We start from the raw sequence: 17,039 nt of genomic DNA, 5'->3' as shown, positions 1-17,039 counted from the left end.
CCCTTGTCATTCCGGGGCGCGCTGCAAGCGCGAACCCGGAACCCACGGCGGGGAGAGACATTTGATCCGTGGTTGCCGGCGGCTCACCCGGTCGTGGGTTCCGGGTTCTTCGCTGCGCAAAGCCCCGGAATGACAAGGGGAGCGCCCTCAGGCGTGCCCGGCCTCGCGCGAGAGAAATGCCGGGTCGATGCCGATCTTGTGCAGTGCCCGATTGTACTTGGTCTCGACGCTTTCGTCGAAGAGCAGCTCGGGATCGGCGGCGCAGTGCAGCCAGCCGTTCGACTGGATCTCGGCCTCCAGTTGCCCCGCAGCCCAGCCCGCATAACCCAGCGCCAGCACCGCGCTCTCCGGTCCCTCGCCAGTGGCGATGGCACGCAGGATATCCAGCGTCGCGGTCAGGCAGATGCCCTCGTCGATCGGCAGGGTCGCCGACTCCAGGAAGAAGTCGGCGGTATGCAGAACGAAGCCGCGCTTGGTTTCGACCGGCCCGCCGCGCAGCACCTGCATGCGCTCGGCCCGGCTCGGCAAACGGATCACCTCCTCGGAGGGAATCACGTCGAGCTGGACGAGCAGCTCCGGGAATTTCGTATCGCCCGCCGGCTTGTTGACGATGATGCCCATCGCCCCGTCCTCGGAATGGGCGCAGACATAGACAACGCTGCGGCTGAAACGTGAATCGGCCATGCCGGGCATCGCGATCAGGCATTGCCCATCGAGATAGCTGCGGCCGCCGACGCGCGATTGTGAGCCGATCTTCATGAGGTCCATGCTAGATGCTGTCGGGCCGTATCGGCAAGACTTGGCTTGGCCCCTCTCCCGCAGACCCAAGCCCGGGCCGCAATCCCGCCAGCATTTCGGATCACGTTCGCGTGCGCCGGAGGGGCAACGTCGGACAATGCCGCCGCTATCGCGATTGCGCCCCATTCTTGCGCGACGTTACCGCGAGATCGTTCAGGCGCCGACCGGCCGAGGAAGACAGGTTTTGTTCGCTTTTCAGGCTCGCAATCGGTAAAGGCTGGGCCCGTGAACCGCATTCTTCCCCTGCTGGCCCTGCTGCCTCTGGCGCTCGGCCCCGCTGCCCGTGCGCAGGACGTGGCGAACGAGGCCGCGACCTCGCCGTGGTCCGCGAGCGAGCATGCCAAGCTGCGCCTCATCGCCGGGCCGACGACATCGACCGGCAAGCAGCGCGTCGGCGTCGAGATCGTGATGTCACCGGGCTACAAGACCTATTGGCGCAGCCCCGGGCAATTCGGCGTGCCGCCGGCCTTCGACTGGTCGGGCTCGACCAATATCGGCGGGCTCGACGTGCGCTGGCCGGTGCCGGAGCGCTTCCAGGATTCGGCCGGCTATTCCATCGGCTATGTCGGCGAGGTCGTGATCCCGATCTCGGTCCAGCCGGTCGACCCGTCGCGACCGGTCCTCGTCGTGCTCAAGCTCGACTATGCGGTCTGCGAGAAGATCTGCATTCCCGCCAAGGGCGAAGCGAGCCTCTGGCTCGAGCCGGGCGTGACGACCGTGTCCTCGCCCCGGCTCGAAAGCTTCGAGGCGCGCGTGCCGGTCCCAGTCAAGCCGGGCGCCCACAAGGAGAAGATCGCGATCGTCGAGGCCGGTCTCGATGACAGCGTGGTCGACCCGGGCCTGCGCCTGATCCTGCAACCGCCGACGGAGGGCCGGATCGAGGATATCTTCGTCGAGGGCTCGGGCATGTGGTCCTTCGGCAAATCCCGCCTGACGCCGCAGGCAGACGGCACGGTCCTAGCCCAGATCCGCATCGACGAGCGGCCGAAGGGCGTGGCCGGCCCGGTTCCGCTGATCTTCACCGTTCGCGGCACGCCCCGGCCGATCGAGACGCGGCTCGACCTCGACATCCCCGCCTCAAAGCCCTAATCCCTCAAGCCGGGCGGCCCCTCTGGCCGCAGGCTTCACGGAGAGACAGGCTCATGACCATCAAGGTGGGTGACAAGCTTCCCCAGGCGACGTTCCGCGTCATGACCGCCGACGGCCCCGCCGCGCGCACGACGGACGACCTGTTCAGCAGCAAGAAGGTGGTGCTCTTCGCCGTGCCCGGCGCGTTCACCCCGACCTGCCACCGCAACCACCTGCCCGGCTATCTGGAGAAGGCGGCCGAGATCAAGGCGAAGGGCGTCGACGCCATCATGGTCACCAGCACCAACGACGTCTTCGTCATGGACGCCTGGTCGAAGGCGACCGGCGGCGCCGGCGTGATCGAGTTCCTTTCGGACGGCAATGCCGATTTCGCCAAGGAGATCGGTCTCTCGCTGGACGGCTCGGGCTTCGGCCTCGGCACCCGCTCGCAGCGCTACTCGATGCTGGTCGAGGACGGCACCGTAAAGGTGCTCAGTGTCGAGGAAGCCGCCGGCAAGGCGGAAGCCTCCGGCGCCGAGGCGATGCTCGCCAAGCTCTGAGCCTTAAGGGCACGAAGAGAGATTGGAGCCCGCGCAGGCGCTGCGCGGGCTTTTTTGTTGGCTGGCCGGATAGGGCAAATATCTGCAAAGGGTCGGAAGCCGGCATTAGAAGCCTACGCGACTGCGCCAATCTTGACAGGCTGCTGAATCTGAGCGGCCCAGCCTTGATCCAAATCAAGGAATTTATCCATGACCTAACGTAATCAGCAGTCAGCTTGCCGTGATGAGACTGCTTGCATGCACCTGCCCAAAAACCAAGCACGGCTCCTTTCTCCTCATGAATTGCTACAACAACTTGATGAAGATATTTCCGAGTCGAGGGGAACGATTGGCGTTGCCTCGATGCAGATCGTTGATGTCGGTTACTTCGCGCGGAAATTCGGGCTCGTCGCTGTCGAGGAACTGACGCGTGAATTCGCAAAGCGGCTTATCCTGGCGATTTCAGACTCGGGGTATTTTTGCCGAAGGCCGGACTCTACATTCGTAGTCGCGCTGAACGCTGTCGCAACGACTGCTGGGCTCGAAATGAAAATTAATCAGATCGCAAACGAAGTCACTTTCCTGGCGACCGTGAGCGATCTCGATTTCAGGATCGAATGTGTGACCGGGGCCTGCGACCCAAGTATCGTTGAGGAGGCCCTATCCGCAGTTGAGCGCACGGACACATCCCTTAAGCGAGCAATCGCCAGGCAAGTCAGCTATCATATTGATGGCCCCGGTATAGATGGCCTGCCGCTACGATACTCCATGGCTCGTCGCCGAAGGCGTCAACATGAACGCCGGGGCGGAGATCGACAGTCTGTCCATACACGGGCCAAGTGTTTCCTGGACCACCTAAACGCATCCGTCGAATGCACAGTCCTTGATGTTTCACGCGGTGGGGCACGGCTGCGAATTGCCGAGAGCTTGGTGCTCCCCGATGAGTTTGATTTGCTGCTGTCCTACGGGGGTGAACGTACGCGCGTACGCCTGCGGTGGCGGAGGCAAAAGGACATCGGCGTCGAATTCATAAAGCCTGGTGGAGCTTCTACGGCTTAGGCTGTGGCATCGGCACGGATTTTAAGCCCGTGAGCCCGAGCTTCGCCGAGGCAACGTTACTTTGCTCCAAGGCAGCGGTTTAGCCGCCTCCCTCAACTGTTCCGGCAATGGGACGCAAGCGGACCCAGCTTTTGACATTGCGAGGAGTGTGCTGCCTCTTAAACTGCTCCAATTCTCTGGCGTATGGGGAGAGGACATGCCGTTTCAAGGCGTCGTTGTCGAACCTGCGGAGCTGGCAAAATTGGCGCGCGCCTTCGACGCCGCCTGGATGGCGGTGAACAGCGTGAACACCGTCGGTGGCCAGCAGCAGAGGCGGGCGAGAGCTCGCCTGGCAGGCATCATTCTCGATCTCTGGAGGGAGGATTCCGCTCAGGCTTTGAGCGCCAGCGCTGTCGAGCGCTTCCTGGCATCAGACCAGCCCAACTGATCGATCCGATCTGCGCTTGTCATGAGACAAGCCGGCAAGCCCCGGCTAGCTTCCGGGTCGGAGGAGAATACCGATGGCCGAGATCACCATTCGCCCGCTTGCCGCGACCGACCGGGAGGCCTGGACGCCGCTCTGGCATGGTTACCTGACCTTCTACAAGGCGACGCTGCCGCCGGAGATCGACGCGATCACGTTCGGGCGCCTGACCGGCGGCGAGGAGCCGATGGGTGGCTTCCTCGCCTTCGAGGGCGACAAGCCGCTCGGCATGGTCAACTGGGTGCTCCACCGCACGACCTGGAGCGACAAGCCGATCTGCTATCTGCAGGATCTGTTCACCGTGCCGGAATCGCGCGGCACCGGCGTCGGCCGCAAGCTGATCGAGGCGGTGAACCAGATGGCGCGCGCCAAGAACTGCTACCGCGTCTACTGGCAGACGCATGAATCCAACCTGCAGGGACAGGCGCTCTACGACAAGGTCGCCGACAAGTCCGGCTTCATCGTCTACCGCCAGCCTCTGGGCTGAGAGACCAGACCGGGGCGACCGTGATCGCGATCCGGGACAGATATGAGATCATCGAGCGGCTCGGTGCCGAGCCGCTCGCCAATGTCGTGCTGCTGAAGCATCTGCAAGCCTTCCCGCGGCATACGCAGGCGTTTCAGCGTCTCTCGTCGGCCGGTATGGCAACGCTTGTCGTGCTCGACACCGCAGCAAGCGATTACGACCGCAAGACCTATCCGACGGCCGCCCATACCGCCCTCATCCGCAGCGACGATAACGCGCTGGCGGAAGCTCTGCTGAACGAGCTTCCGGCCGATGGAGGCATCGTCTTCAAGCTCGGCAGCGCGGCCGAGCATGATGTCGTCCAGCGGCGCTACCCGCTCGTGCGCAAGACCAGCTTCCTGTCGTTCACATCGCCAGATCGCACCAGCGGTCGTGAAGGAGTTGTCGTCGCGACCAGCGCCACGGACGCCATGTACGCGCTCTACCGGATGCAGGATCATGAACGGGACTGGCTCTCGCCGCTTCTGGCCGGCGGACGCGCCTTTACATGCGTAATCGGCTCAAGCGACGAGCCGCTCTCCGTCTGCCTCGCCTTCGAAAGCTATGGCAGCGTCTGGGAGATCGGCGGCGTGGTCACGCGGCCCGACCAGCGCGGGCGCGGCCTCGGATCGTGCGTGGTCGCCGCGGCACTGGGCGAACTGGCGCGGCGCGGGCTGATCGCCCGCTATCAGGTTCACGAGGACAATGCCGCTTCGATCCGGCTGGCCGAGGCGCTCGGTATGAAACCGCTTTTGCGCCTGACCCACTACTTGCACGAGCATCGGGCTGAGGCCGGACAGACGGTCAGCGACCGCCGCTCTTGAACGGCGCCATGCCGGCGCGCGCCAGCGCGTCGGCGCGCTCGTTCATCTCGTCGCCGGCATGGCCCTTGACCCATTTCCAGTCGATCTTGTGACGGCCGAGTGCGGCTTCGAGGCGCTGCCAGAGTTCGGCGTTCTTGACCGGCTTGCGGTCAGCCGTCTTCCAGCCGTTCTTCTTCCAGCCATGGATCCAGCCGGTGATGCCCTGCCGCAGATACTGGCTATCGGTGTGGAGCGCGACCGTGACGGGGCGCTTCAGCGCTTCCAGCGCGGCGATCGCCGCCATCAATTCCATGCGGTTGTTGGTGGTCTGCGCCTCGCCGCCGGAGAGTTCCTTCTCGACGCCGTTGAAGGTCAGGATCGCGCCCCAGCCGCCGGGGCCGGGATTTCCCGAGCAGGCGCCATCCGTCCAGACTTCGACCGTATCGCTGCTCATCGCTTCAGCCCGTATTCGCGGGCGTCCGTGATGCGCTGATGGAAGACGAGCCTGCGGTCGTATTCGAGCGGGTCGAGCGGCTTGACCAGCGCGCCCGGCGGCACATTCAGCCAGTCGACCAGTCGCGTCACCAGGAAGCGCAAGGCCGAGCCGCGGCAGAGCTGCGGCAGCGCCTCGACCTCCGCCGTCGTCAGCGGCCGCACGCTCTCATAGCCGGCGAGCAGTGCCTGGCCCTTGGTCAGGTTGAACGAGGCATCGGCCTCGAAACACCAGGAATTCAGGCAGATCGCCAGATCATAGGCGAAGGCATCGGTGCAGGCGAAATAGAAGTCGATCAGGCCGGACAGTTTGTCCTTGATGAAGAAGACATTGTTCGGAAAGAGATCGGCATGGATCACGCCGCGCGGCAGATCCTGCGGCCACGAGCGCTCATGGACCTCCACCTCAGCCATGACGCGCCGCGCCAGCCCCGGAGAAACCGTATCCGCCGCCGCCCCCGCCTGCTCGGCCAGCGGGCGCCAGCCCGGCACCGACAGTGAATTGACCCGCTCCATGCCGAAATCGGCGCCGGCCTCGTGCAATTGGGCAAGTCCGCGCCCGAGCTCGGCGCAATGCGTCACGTTCGGGCGCCGGACGGAGAGGCCGTCGAGGAAGGTGACGATCGCCGCCGGGCGACCGGCCAAACGGCCGACGGCCGCGCCGTCATCCATGCGCAGCGGAACCGGGCAGATCAGGCCGCGCCGCGCGAGATGGTCCATCAACCCGATGAAGAAGGGCAGCTCCGTCTCGTCCACCCGCTCTTCATAGAGCGTGAGAATGTAGAAGGCCTTGGTCGTGTGCAGCAGGAAGTTTGAGTTCGAGACGCCCTCGGCGATGCCCTTGACGGAGAGGAGATCGCCGATGCCGTAGCGCGCCACGAAGGCAGCCAGCTCGTCATCGGGCACTTCGGTATAGACGGCCACGCTTGCACTCTTCTGCTGGGATTATTCCGCCGCGTCCGGCGCCGCCTCGCCGCGCAACTCACGCGGCAGCGGGAAGAAGACGTTTTCGTCGGCGGTCGAGACGGTCTCGACGCGGACATCGTAGCGCGCGGCGAAGGCGTCGATGATCTCCTCGACCAGCACCTCGGGCGCGCTCGCGCCGGCGGTGATGCCGAGGCTGCGGATGTTCCCGAAGACCGACCAGTCGATCTCGTCGGTGCGCAGCACGAGCCGTGCGACCGGGCAGCCGGCGCGCTCGGCGACCTCGCGCAGGCGCTGCGAGTTCGAGGAATTGGGCGAGCCGACGACGATCAGCCCGTCGACCAGCGGCGCGACGCGCTTCACCGCCTCCTGGCGGTTGGTCGTAGCGTAGCAGATGTCTTCCTTATGCGGGGCGATCAGCTCCGGGAAGCGGGCCTGCAAGGCCTCGACGATCTCGCGGGTGTCGTCGACCGAGAGCGTGGTCTGGGTGACATAGGCGAGCGGCTGGCCTTCCGGCGCCTCAAGCGTCGCGACGTCGTCCAAGGTCTCGATCAGGGTGATCGCACCCTCGGGGAGCTGCCCCATCGTGCCGATGACCTCGGGGTGGCCGGCATGGCCGACGAGCAGGATATGCCGGCCGCGCTTGTGATGGACCTCGGCCTCGCGATGGACCTTGGTGACCAGCGGGCAGGTCGCGTCGATGGCGAAGAGATTGCGCGCCTTCGCCGCCGCCGGCACCGCCTTGGCGACGCCATGGGCCGAGAAGATCACCGGCCGCGTCTCGTCCGGCACCTCGTCGAGCTCGGCGACGAAGACCGCGCCCTTCCGCTTCAGGGATTCGACGACGTATTTGTTATGGACGATCTCGTGGCGGACATAGACCGGCGCGCCATGCAGCTTCAGCGCCTTCTCGACGGCGTCGATGGCGCGCACCACCCCGGCGCAGAAGCCGCGCGGGGCACAGAGCAGGATGTCGAGCGGCGGCTTGGTCACGCGCAGGGGAAACTCCGATCGGTCCGCGTCTTCTTTCGGCGGGATCGGGGCGATGTCAAGGAAGCGAAGCGGCGCAGGCCGACACATCTGTCATTCCGGGGCGCGCCATAGGCGCGAACCCGGAACCCACGACGGGGCGGGACACTCGAGAGCCGGTTGCCAACCGCTCACCCAGTCGTGGGTTCCGGGTTCTTCGCTGCGCGAAGCCCCGGAATGACAAGGGTGGCCCTGGTCGGAAGCGCGCCCCGCAGTTGCCCATGTCGCCCGAAGGCTTGGCCGCCATGCCGATTGCCCCTCGCAGGATCGCCGTCGAAAGCCTAGATAGAGCCACGGCCCGCCACGCCGCGCGTCGCGCCGGACCGCCAAGCCCGTTTCCAAAGCCCCGAGTTCCGCATGGCCGACGCCGCCTCGCATGTCAGCTTTCTGCCGCCGATCCTGACCTTCTGCGCTGCGGCGGTGATTGCCGTTCCGCTCTTCCGCAAGCTCGGTCAGTCGGCGGTGCTGGGCTATCTCGCGGCCGGCATCGTGATCGGTCCCTCGATCCTCGGCGTGATCAAGGACCCCGACGCGATCCGCGGCACGGCCGAGATCGGCGTCGTGCTGCTGCTCTTCCTCGTCGGCCTCGAATTGCAGCCCTCGCGGCTCTATTCGATGCGCAAGGATATCCTCGGCTCCGGCCTCGCGCAGATGGCGCTCAGCGCCGGCGGCATCGGCCTGTTCGGCTGGTATTTCGGCCTGTCGGTGGCAGGCGCGGTCGCCGTCGGCGTGGCGCTCGCGCTGTCGGCGACCTCGATCGCGCTGCAATTGCTGGAGGAGCGCGGCGACGGCAACGAGACCTATGGCCGACGCACCTTCTCGATCCTGCTGTTCCAGGATATGGCGATCGCGCCGGTGCTGGCGTTGCTGCCGCTGCTTGCGACCACGGGCGGACAAGAAGCCGGCAGCCCGATGATGGCTCTCGCCAGCCTTGGCATTGCACTCCTCGCACTCGTGCTGATCGTGCTGGCCGGGCGCTATGTCATGAACCCGTTCTTCCGCATCCTCGCCCATACCGGCGCGAAGGACGTGATGACGGCCGCCGCCCTGCTGATCGTGCTGGGCGCGGCATTGCTCATGGAACATGTCGGGCTCTCGATGGCGATGGGCGCCTTCCTCGCCGGCGTGATGCTGGCCGATTCGCATTTCCGGCATGAGCTGGAGGCCGATATCGAGCCCTTCCGCGGCGTGCTGCTCGGCCTGTTCTTCATGGCGGTCGGCATGTCGCTCGACCTCAAGCTCGTCGCCGACAACTGGCTGCTGCTGGCGCTCGCCGCGCCACTGCTGGTGCTGTTCAAGATCGCGGTCGTCACCTCGATCCTGCGGCTGTCCTGCTCGTCCTGGCTCGAAGCGGTCCGGGCCGGCGCCCTGCTCTCGCCGGCCGGCGAATTCGCCTTCGTGCTCTTGCCGCTCGGCCTCGCGAACGGGCTGCTCACCGCCCAGCAAGCGGCGATGGTCACGGCGCTCGCGGCGATCAGCATGCTGCTCGGCCCGATCGTCGCCAAGCTGATCGACGCGGTGCTGCTGGCCCGCATCAAGCCTGCGACGATGGACGAGGACTATGACGGCGTCGGCGACAGCCCGGTGATGGTGATCGGCTTCGGCCGCTTCGGCCAGATCGTGACGCAGGCGCTGCTGCTCCAGCATATCGACGTGACCGTGATCGATTCCGATGTCGAGCGCATCCGCTCGGCCGCGCAGTTCGGCTTCAAGATTTATTATGGCGACGGCACGCGGCTCGACGTGCTGCGCGCGGCCGGCGCCGGCAAGGCCCGCGTCATCTGCATCTGCGTCGACGACAGGCAGGCGGCGCTCAGGATCGTCGAGATGGTCAAGGCCGAGTTCCCGAGCGCACGACTGCATGTGCGGGCCTATGACCGCATCCATGCGATCGAACTGATGAAGGCGAATGTCGATTTCCAGATGCGCGAGACCTTCGAATCGGCGCTGGGCTTCGGGCGCGTTACCCTGGAGACGCTGGGCCTGACCCGCGACGAGGCCGATCTCGTGATCGACCATGTCCGCGACCGCGACGCCCAGCGCATGGAGATCCAGTTCCACGAGGGGCTCACCGCAGCGATCAACCGCGTGCCGCGCGTCTCGCCGGAGCCGCTGGTTCCGCCCAAGGTCAAGTCGAAGCCGCTCACGGCCGAGACGCGGCACGTCATCGAGGACGGCGGGGCGGAGGTCGCGGTCGGCGGCGTCGGAGAACCCGAACGATGAGCGAGGCCTCGGCCCGGCCACAGGCCGTCTTCCTCGAAGGCCCATTGATGCGCCATGTCGCGGTGATGACCGCGACGGGCTCGGTCGGTCTGATGGCGGTCTTCGTCGTCGACCTCCTGTCGCTGCTCTATGTCTCCTGGCTCGGCCGCCCGGAGGCGACGGCCGGCGTCGGCTTCGCCACCATCGTGCTCTACCTGATGGTCTCGGTGAATGTCGGCCTGATGATCGCAGTGACGGCGCTGACCTCGCGCAGCATCGGTGCGGGCGATCGCCCGGCGGCGCGGCGCATCGCGGCCTCGACCATGGCCCTGTCGGCGCTGGTGGCGCTCGTCCTGTCGCTAGCGGCGCTGCCCTTCCTGCCGAAGCTTCTCAGCCTGCTCGGCGCGCGCGACCAATCGCATGCCGTCGCCCTCTCCTTCCTCACCATCGTGCTGCCGTCGAACATCCTGATGGCGATCGGCATGGGCTTCTCCGGCATCCTGCGCGCGGTCGGTGACGCGAAACGAGCGATGTTCGTCACGCTCGGCGGCGGCATCGTCACCGCAGGGCTCGACCCGCTGCTGATCTTCGGCTTCGGGCTCGGGCCGGACGGCGCCGCGATCGCCATCGTGCTGGCGCGAATCATCATCTGCGCCATCGGCTTCCACGGCTGCGTTGTCGTCCACGACATGATCGAGCGCCCACGTCTCTCCTTCATCCGGCAGGACGCCGCCCGGACCTTCTCCATCGCCGGCCCGGCGATCCTGACAAATCTCTCGAACCCGATCGCCAACGCGGTCTTCGCCAGCGTCGTCGCGCGCTTCGGCGATGCAGCCGTGGCGGCACTCGCGATCATGGACCGGCTGGTCCCGGTCGCCTTCGGCGTGCTCTTCGCGCTGTCGGGCGCGGTCGGGCCGATCCTCGGCCAGAACTGGGGCGCCGGGCGCTTCGACCGGATGCGCCGGGGCCTGACCGACGCAGCGATCTTCGCCGGCATCTCCGTCCTCGTTTCCTGGGCGCTGCTCTTCGGCTTTCGCGGCGCCATCGTCTCCGCCTTCCATGCGACGGGGCTGACGGCGGAGCTCGTGCTGTTCTTCTGCCTGATCGCCGGGCCGATGTGGATCTTCGTCGGCATGCTCTTCGTCGCCAATGCCGCCTTCAACAATCTCGGCATGCCGTTCCTGTCGACACTGTTCAGCTGGGGCCGCGCCACGCTGGGCACGATGCCGCTTGCCATTCTCGGCGCGCATCTGGCCGGGCCGAAGGGCGCGATGGCCGGCTCGGCGCTCGGCGCCGTCGCATTCGGCGTGCTGGCGCTCGTCTTCGCTTATCGCGGCATCACCCGGCTGGAGCGGCGGGCCGCGCAGCGCCAGGCCGCAACCGATTTGCCAGGCAAGGACACCCTGCTATCGTCGCCCTAGGTACGGAGCCAAAGGCCGGCCGGGGAGAAGCGCCCATGATGAACCTGTTCGATATCATGCAGTCGGCCCAGCACGGCCAGGCGCTGCCGAACCTCGCCCAGCAATATGGCCTGAGCCTGCAGCAGACGCAGGCAGCGCTCGATGCCCTGCTGCCGGCCTTCTCGATGGGGCTTCAGCGGCAGACGCGCGACCCCTATGCCTTTGGCTCGCTGGCCCAGATGATGACCGCCTCGCCCTATGCCCGCTTCTTCGAGGCCGGCGGCTACGGCATTCCGGCCGGCGCCCAGAATGCCGGCAACGACGTGCTCAGCCAACTCTTCGGCTCGCGCGAGGTCAGCCAGGCGATCGCCGCGCAGGCAGCCGCGACCAGCGGCGTCTCGCAGGCGATCCTGAAGCAGATGCTGCCGGTCATCGCGGCGATGCTGATGGGCGGCCTGTCCAAGACATCGAGCAACGAGGGGCTGGGCGGCATCCTCGGCCAGTTCGCCGAGATGATGCGCGGCCAGATGCCCGGCATGCAGCCGGCGCCGCAGCCGCAGATGCCGGCCAATCCGTTCGAGGCGATCCTCAAGGGCATGTTCGGCCAGGCCGGCCCGCCGCAGCCCAGTCCGCAGGCGTCTCCGTCCGACCCGTTCGGCGGTGCTCTCGGCCAGATTCTCGGCGGCATGTTCGGCGGCATGGCGTCGCAACCCGAACCCGCGCCTGCCCCCGCTCCACGCAGCGCGCCGCGGCGCGCGCCCGCACCGGAACCCGAGCCCGAGGAGGCCGCGCCCTCACCCTCGGCCAACGGACCGGGTTCGATCGGCCTCGACGCGCTCAACCAGATGTTCGAGCACGGCCGCCAGATCCAGGACGACCATCAGAACGCACTGAAATCGATCCTCGACGCCATGCTCGGCGGCGGACAGGGCCGCCGCTGAGGCGGATTCAGCTCCTCATCTGCTGAAGACATGAAAAAGGGCGGAAGCACGAAGCTCCCGCCCGCAGGGACGCTGACGCCAAGGGGTCAGGCGCAGCGTGCAACCGCAATATCGGCCTTCTTCGCCAGCATCGACGTCGACCCGGCATGGCGCAGGGCGTGTTCCCGCCGCGCAGAGGCAATGCTCGACGCGGAGCGCGAGCGCTCCGCCAGCACGGCGGACGGGTCCTCCAGCCAGGAGGTGGCCAGTGCGCCGTCGATATCCGAACGGACGAGGCCGAGATCCTTGAGCCCGCGCTCGTCGAGCTCGGCGGAAAGACGCATCACTTCGCGGCGGTGGACGAGAGCGCGCACGAGTTGAATCGTTCCGTTCACTCCGATGGTGGCAACACGCGTGACGCCGGCCGAAACGGACGAGAGCGACTTCGCAGTGATAGTCATGAGCAGCATGACGGCCTCCTCTGGCGGTGCGGAACGTGGATCTGAGCCTCTCCATCCCGCCCGGACGCGCCATTGACAGGAAATCTGGAGTGCATCCGGACCTTAGCGAGGCTCTGGTCATCAGCCAAACGAATGGTTATGATGTCTCGCAACACTGATATTGATGGACAGTGACGGGGATCGCCAATGGCCCATGTGCTCGATGCCGATCAGCTCAAGACCTTCGTCGCGATCGCCGATACCGGTTCCTTTACCCGCGCCGCCGAGATCGTCTTCAAGACGCAATCGGCCGTTTCCATGCAGATGAAGCGGCTCGAGGAGCGGGTCGGGCGGCCCCTGTTCGGCCGCGACGGTCGCCATGCCAAGCTGACCGAGGATGGCGAGCGCCTGCTCGACTATGCCCGCCGGATCGTGCGGCTCAATCTCGAATGCGTCGCCTCCTTCGCCGATGCCGACCTGAAGGGTCGCATCCGCCTTGGCGTGCCCGACGATTATGCCGATCGCTACCTGCCCGAAATCCTGGCGCGCTTCGCCCATTCGAATCCGCGCGCCGAGGTTACGGTGGTCTGCGAGCCGACGCCGATGCTGGCCGAGCGGATCGCGACCGGCGATATCGACCTGGCGATCATCACCCATGTCGAGAGCCGCGGCCAGGGCGAGATCATCCGCATCGAGCCGCTGCTCTGGGTCACCTCGGCGCGCCACAGCGTGCATGAGACGGACCCGCTGCCGCTCGCGCTCGGGCGGCCGACCTGCAACTGGCGGCAGGCCGCGGTCGACGCGCTTGAATCGAAGGGGCGCCGCTTCCGCGTGCTCTATGCGAGCTGGAATTCCACGGCGGTCGGCGCAGCCGTGCTGGCTGGGCTCGCGATCTCGGTCCTGCCGGAGAGCGCGGTCAGGCCGGGCATGCGCATCCTCGGCCCGTCCGACGGCTTCGCCACCTTGCCCTCATGCAAGATCGGGTTGCTGCGGACCCGCTTCGACCCGTCGGTGCTGTCGAATGCGCTGGCCGAGCACATCATCCAGAGCCTCGACAATCTCGCGAGCTTCAAGACGGCAGCGGAATAGACGCCGACCGGTCCGGCATCGAGGCAAGGGAAGCGGCTCACGCGCCGGCCCCGTAGGCCTCAGGGCGTGAAACCCGCCGCCATGGACTTGAAAAAGCGGACGACCGACTCGCCGATGAGCACGGCGCTCGTGATGATCGTCAACGAAATCAGGCTGACGACAAAGCCGTACTCGATCAGCGTCGCGCCGCGTTCGTCGCGAAGAAAAACAGCAAAGCTGGTGCGGAGCTGATCCATGCCGCTAGTTTATCGCCGCAAACTGCGGCCAAATCGTTAATCTACCCGCTGCAATGCGGCGGGTATCACGATTTTCCGGGACGCCCGAGCCTACAACGCCAATTCGGTGAAGACCGGCTCGACGGTGCCGCCCCATTCGCCGCGATAGCGCGCCGCAAGATGCTGGGCGAGCGTCTGCCCGCGCGCCACGATCCCGTGCAGGGGAGCGAGGTAGGCGCTTTCATCCGTGCCAGCGGCATTCAGGCGCGCCCGGCGGGCGAGACCGGCCCGCGACAGTTCCAGCACTTCGCCGGCGATCTCGCCGAGCTTGCGCCCGCCGATCGTCGCGGCCAATCCTTCGCGCGGAACCGCATCGCGCAGCGCCTGCCGCTCCGCAGCGCTCCAGTTCTTGACGAGGTCCCAGGCCGCGTCGAGCGCGGTCGCATCATAGAGCAACCCGACCCAGAAGGCCGGCATCGCGGCGAGCATGTCGGGCGGGCCGGCATCGGCGCCGCGCATCTCCAGGAAGCGCTTCAGCCTGACTTCGGGGAAGACCGTCGAGAGATGGTTGGCCCAATCGGACATCGTGGCCTTCTCGCCCGGCAACTGCGGCAGGCGTCCGGCCAAAAGGTCGCGGAAAGATGCGCCGGCGACGTCGTGATAGGTGTCGCCGCGCTTGACGAAATACATGGGCACGTCGAGCGCCCAGTCGACATAACCCTCATAGGACATGCCCTCGTCGAAGGCGAAGGCGAGCATGCCGGAGCGGGCGTTGTCGGTATCGCGCCAGATCTCGGAGCGCATCGACTGGAAGCCGTTGAGCTTGCGTTCGAGGAAGGGCGAGGAAGCGAACAGCGCGGTGGAGAGCGGCTGCAGCGCCAGCGAGACCCTGAGCTTGCGGACCATGTCCGCTTCGCTGGCGAAATCGAGATTGACCTGGACGGTACAGGTCCGGAACATCATGTCGAGGCCCCTCGTGCCGACCTTCGGCATGTAGTTCGCCATGATCTTGTAGCGGCCCTTCGGCATCACCGGCGTCTCGGCGCGGGTCCAGAGCGGCGAGGCGCCGAGCGCGACGAAGCCGATGCCGTACGGAGCGGCCACCGCCTTGACGTCGGCGAGATGGGCCTGAAGCTCGGCCTGCGTCTCGTGAAGCGTCTCCAGCGGCGCGCCGGACAATTCGAACTGTCCGCCCGGCTCCAGCGAGATCGCCCCGCCGCCATCCGGCCCGGCCAAGCCGATGATATGGCCGGCATCGACGATCGCCTCCCAGCCGAGCCGCTGCTGCATGCCCTCCAGCAAGGCACGGATGCCACCGGCGCCGGCGCGCCCCTCATAGGGGACGGGAGCGAGATCGCTTTGATAGAACGGGAATTTCTCGTGCTCGGTGCCGATCCGGAAGGACGAGGCCGGTTTCTCGCCGTCGGCGATCCACGCAATCAGTTCGGCCTTGGAATCGACCGGGGTCGAATCGGACACGTCGCGAGCCATGGGCGCTCCGGCAGATGAGGCAAGACGACCGGCCCCGACACCGAAGGTGCGGAGGAAGCCGGCAGAGGATGCACAGACATAGGCGAGCGCCGGGCGCTCCACAACGACCGGAACCGTGCATTCGTGCAAAGGCGACCGGCGCTGGCGACAGGCCTGCTATCCTTCCGTCAGACGCGAGGCCAGTCGCCGAGAACCGCCTGAACCAGTGCAAGGGCCGCGACCGCGGCCGTGTCCGCCCGCAGGATGCGCGGGCCGAGCGAGATCGGCAGCGTGTTGGGCCGCGCGCGGATCAGGTTCCTCTCGGCCTCGTCGAAGCCACCTTCGGGTCCGATCAGGACGGCAAGCGGCGCGGGCTTGCACTCCGCCAGTGCCGAGATCGGGCTCGCCTCCGCCAGGCCTTCATCGCAGAAGATCAGCACCCGTTCCGGCGCCAGGCCCGAGAGCGCGGCTTCGAGCGGCCGCTCCGGCTCGATCTGCGGCAGGCTCAGGATGCCGCATTGTTCGGCCGCCTCGACGGCATTGGCGCGCATCCGGTCGAGGTTCAATCGCGAAACCTGAGTGCGCCGGGTCAGGACGGGCTGCAGCACGCCCGCCCCCATCTCCACCGCCTTCTGCGCCATGTAATCCAGCCGTGCATGCTTCAACGGGGCGAACAGATAATGCAGGTCGGATGCCGGTGGCTGCGGCCTGGTCTGGCGCACAAGCTCCAGATTCGCCTGCTTGCGCCCTTCCGGCACGAGGCGCGCCAGCCATTCGCCGTCACGCCCGTTGAAGACGAGCACCGTGCCCTCGGCCCGCAAACGCAGGACATTGAGCAGATAGTTGGCCTGCTCGCGCTCGAGCGGGAGAATCGCGGCCGCAGCGAGAGGCTGGTCGATGAAGAGCCGGTGCCGGGCGAAATCGGGAACGGACATGAGCGCAGGCGCCTCCAGGCGTCGATGATAGCGGTGAGGACAGCGCGAAAAACGCCACAATCCCCCTGTAGCAGGCGCGGCACCCCAGAAGGCCACCCATGGACTCGCAAGAGTCGTTGGCGTTAACAGCGCCTGCTGTTAAGGACGTATCTAACGATCGGCCGGGCGGGCCGGCAATCCGGAGTAAGGACACCATGCGGCGTTGGATGGCTTCAGGCGTTATCGCGGTGCTCGGCCTTGCCGTGGCCCCGTTCCTGGCGGCTGCCCCCGCACATGCGCAGGCCTCGGGCTGCGAGCAGATTCAGAAGCTGCTCGCCGAGCGGCAATCGATCGTGTCGCGGCTGTCGGCCGCCCAGAAGGCCAAGAAGAAGATGACGCCGCAGGAAGCCTGCAGCTCCTTCGGCCGCCTCGTCAGCAACGGCGACGCCGCGATCAAGTTCGCCACGGCCAACCAGGACTGGTGCCAGATTCCCGCGACCTTCATCGAAGGCATGCAGGCCGACAACAAGAAGGTGGCCGGCTTCCGCACCCAGGCCTGCAACGCCGTCAAGCAGCAGGCACAGATGATGCGCCGCGCCCAGCAGCAGGCACAGGGCTCCAGCCCGTTCGGCGGCGCCGATTCCATCACCAGTGGCGTCGGCGGCGGGATGCGCGTCCCGCAGGGCGCGCTCTAACCGGCGCCAAGGCG

19 protein-coding genes are annotated in these 17,039 nt (G+C 66.5%); 11 read left to right on the top strand and 8 right to left on the bottom strand.

The window, feature by feature from the left end; translation table 11 throughout:
• Positions 1–147: 147 nt before the first annotated feature.
• A complete protein-coding gene (locus tag ACODTJ_RS02105) occupies positions 148–768 on the bottom strand; it encodes a YqgE/AlgH family protein (RefSeq protein ID WP_454657908.1) in 621 nt (206 codons plus the stop codon).
• A 255-nt stretch (positions 769–1,023) separates the two neighbouring features.
• On the opposite strand from ACODTJ_RS02105, the gene ACODTJ_RS02100 reads away from it, so the two are divergent.
• From ACODTJ_RS02100 to ACODTJ_RS02075, 6 genes are all read left to right on the top strand, one after another.
• Positions 1,024–1,887, top strand: coding sequence for a protein-disulfide reductase DsbD domain-containing protein (locus ACODTJ_RS02100; RefSeq protein WP_454657909.1), 864 nt, complete (start codon positions 1,024–1,026; stop codon positions 1,885–1,887).
• A 53-nt stretch (positions 1,888–1,940) separates the two neighbouring features.
• The gene (locus ACODTJ_RS02095) at positions 1,941–2,426 is read left to right on the top strand and encodes a peroxiredoxin (RefSeq protein ID WP_454657910.1); all 486 of its coding nucleotides are present in this window, start codon (positions 1,941–1,943) and stop codon (positions 2,424–2,426) included.
• A 237-nt stretch (positions 2,427–2,663) separates the two neighbouring features.
• Positions 2,664–3,464 (top strand): PilZ domain-containing protein, encoded by an 801-nt coding sequence (locus tag ACODTJ_RS02090; RefSeq protein ID WP_454657911.1) that lies wholly within the window; start codon positions 2,664–2,666, stop codon positions 3,462–3,464.
• Between the two features lie 196 nt (positions 3,465–3,660).
• On the top strand, positions 3,661–3,891 hold the full coding sequence (locus ACODTJ_RS02085) for a hypothetical protein (RefSeq protein ID WP_454657912.1): 231 nt from the start codon (positions 3,661–3,663) through the stop codon (positions 3,889–3,891).
• A gap of 73 nt (positions 3,892–3,964) precedes the next feature.
• Entirely contained in the window at positions 3,965–4,414 is a 450-nt protein-coding gene (locus ACODTJ_RS02080) for a GNAT family N-acetyltransferase (RefSeq protein WP_454657913.1), read from the top strand.
• Between the two features lie 20 nt (positions 4,415–4,434).
• Positions 4,435–5,256 carry a GNAT family N-acetyltransferase gene (locus ACODTJ_RS02075; protein WP_454657914.1) on the top strand — a complete coding sequence of 274 codons (822 nt, stop codon included), beginning with the start codon at positions 4,435–4,437 and terminating at the stop codon, positions 5,254–5,256.
• Here the strand turns inward: ACODTJ_RS02075 and rnhA are convergent.
• Genes rnhA through ispH form a run of 3 tightly spaced genes read right to left on the bottom strand, consistent with a single transcriptional unit; the run spans position 5,237 to position 7,644 of the window.
• Positions 5,237–5,689, bottom strand: a complete 453-nt coding sequence (rnhA, locus tag ACODTJ_RS02070; RefSeq protein WP_454657915.1) for a ribonuclease HI — start codon at positions 5,687–5,689, stop codon at positions 5,237–5,239. The genes ACODTJ_RS02075 and rnhA overlap by 20 nt on opposite strands.
• Positions 5,686–6,651, bottom strand: coding sequence for a homoserine kinase (locus ACODTJ_RS02065; protein WP_454657916.1), 966 nt, complete (start codon positions 6,649–6,651; stop codon positions 5,686–5,688). Before ACODTJ_RS02065 ends, rnhA begins: the two co-directional genes overlap by 4 nt.
• Before the next feature lie 21 nt (positions 6,652–6,672).
• Positions 6,673–7,644: a 4-hydroxy-3-methylbut-2-enyl diphosphate reductase gene (ispH, locus tag ACODTJ_RS02060; RefSeq protein WP_454657917.1), complete on the bottom strand. Its 972-nt coding sequence runs from the start codon at positions 7,642–7,644 to the stop codon at positions 6,673–6,675.
• A gap of 393 nt (positions 7,645–8,037) precedes the next feature.
• On the opposite strand from ispH, the gene ACODTJ_RS02055 reads away from it, so the two are divergent.
• Genes ACODTJ_RS02055 through ACODTJ_RS02045 form a run of 3 tightly spaced genes read left to right on the top strand, consistent with a single transcriptional unit; the run spans position 8,038 to position 12,223 of the window.
• Positions 8,038–9,903 (top strand): monovalent cation:proton antiporter-2 (CPA2) family protein, encoded by a 1,866-nt coding sequence (locus tag ACODTJ_RS02055; protein WP_454657918.1) that lies wholly within the window; start codon positions 8,038–8,040, stop codon positions 9,901–9,903.
• Positions 9,900–11,303: an MATE family efflux transporter gene (locus tag ACODTJ_RS02050; protein WP_454657919.1), complete on the top strand. Its 1,404-nt coding sequence runs from the start codon at positions 9,900–9,902 to the stop codon at positions 11,301–11,303. The genes ACODTJ_RS02055 and ACODTJ_RS02050 overlap by 4 nt, the downstream gene beginning before the upstream one ends.
• 35 nt (positions 11,304–11,338) lie before the next feature.
• Complete coding sequence (locus tag ACODTJ_RS02045) at positions 11,339–12,223, top strand: DUF937 domain-containing protein (protein ID WP_454657920.1); 885 nt, start codon at positions 11,339–11,341, stop codon at positions 12,221–12,223.
• 86 nt (positions 12,224–12,309) lie between these two features.
• Here ACODTJ_RS02045 and ACODTJ_RS02040 read toward each other — a convergent pair whose 3' ends face one another.
• Positions 12,310–12,672 (bottom strand): DUF1127 domain-containing protein, encoded by a 363-nt coding sequence (locus ACODTJ_RS02040; protein WP_454657921.1) that lies wholly within the window; start codon positions 12,670–12,672, stop codon positions 12,310–12,312.
• 177 nt (positions 12,673–12,849) lie between these two features.
• On the opposite strand from ACODTJ_RS02040, the gene ACODTJ_RS02035 reads away from it, so the two are divergent.
• Complete coding sequence (locus ACODTJ_RS02035; RefSeq protein WP_454657922.1) at positions 12,850–13,731, top strand: LysR substrate-binding domain-containing protein; 882 nt, start codon at positions 12,850–12,852, stop codon at positions 13,729–13,731.
• Positions 13,732–13,790: 59 nt separating this feature from the next.
• Here ACODTJ_RS02035 and ACODTJ_RS02030 read toward each other — a convergent pair whose 3' ends face one another.
• The 3 genes from ACODTJ_RS02030 to ACODTJ_RS02020 all read right to left on the bottom strand — a co-directional run bounded on the left by ACODTJ_RS02030 (position 13,791) and on the right by ACODTJ_RS02020 (position 16,351).
• Complete coding sequence (locus ACODTJ_RS02030) at positions 13,791–13,967, bottom strand: Flp family type IVb pilin (protein ID WP_454657923.1); 177 nt, start codon at positions 13,965–13,967, stop codon at positions 13,791–13,793.
• 90 nt (positions 13,968–14,057) lie between these two features.
• Positions 14,058–15,437: a glutamate--cysteine ligase gene (locus ACODTJ_RS02025; RefSeq protein WP_454657924.1), complete on the bottom strand. Its 1,380-nt coding sequence runs from the start codon at positions 15,435–15,437 to the stop codon at positions 14,058–14,060.
• Between the two features lie 167 nt (positions 15,438–15,604).
• Positions 15,605–16,351 (bottom strand): 16S rRNA (uracil(1498)-N(3))-methyltransferase, encoded by a 747-nt coding sequence (locus tag ACODTJ_RS02020; protein WP_454657925.1) that lies wholly within the window; start codon positions 16,349–16,351, stop codon positions 15,605–15,607.
• Positions 16,352–16,578: 227 nt separating this feature from the next.
• Here ACODTJ_RS02020 and ACODTJ_RS02015 point away from each other — a divergent pair, with 227 nt between their 5' ends.
• A complete protein-coding gene (locus ACODTJ_RS02015; protein WP_488847506.1) occupies positions 16,579–17,025 on the top strand; it encodes a hypothetical protein in 447 nt (148 codons plus the stop codon).
• Positions 17,026–17,039: the final 14 nt, after the last annotated feature.

It is taken from the genome of Allobosea sp. FG18, assembly GCF_057809495.1.
Note: the sequence above shows the minus strand (reverse complement) of the source record. Positions and strands in the feature narration are given on the sequence as shown.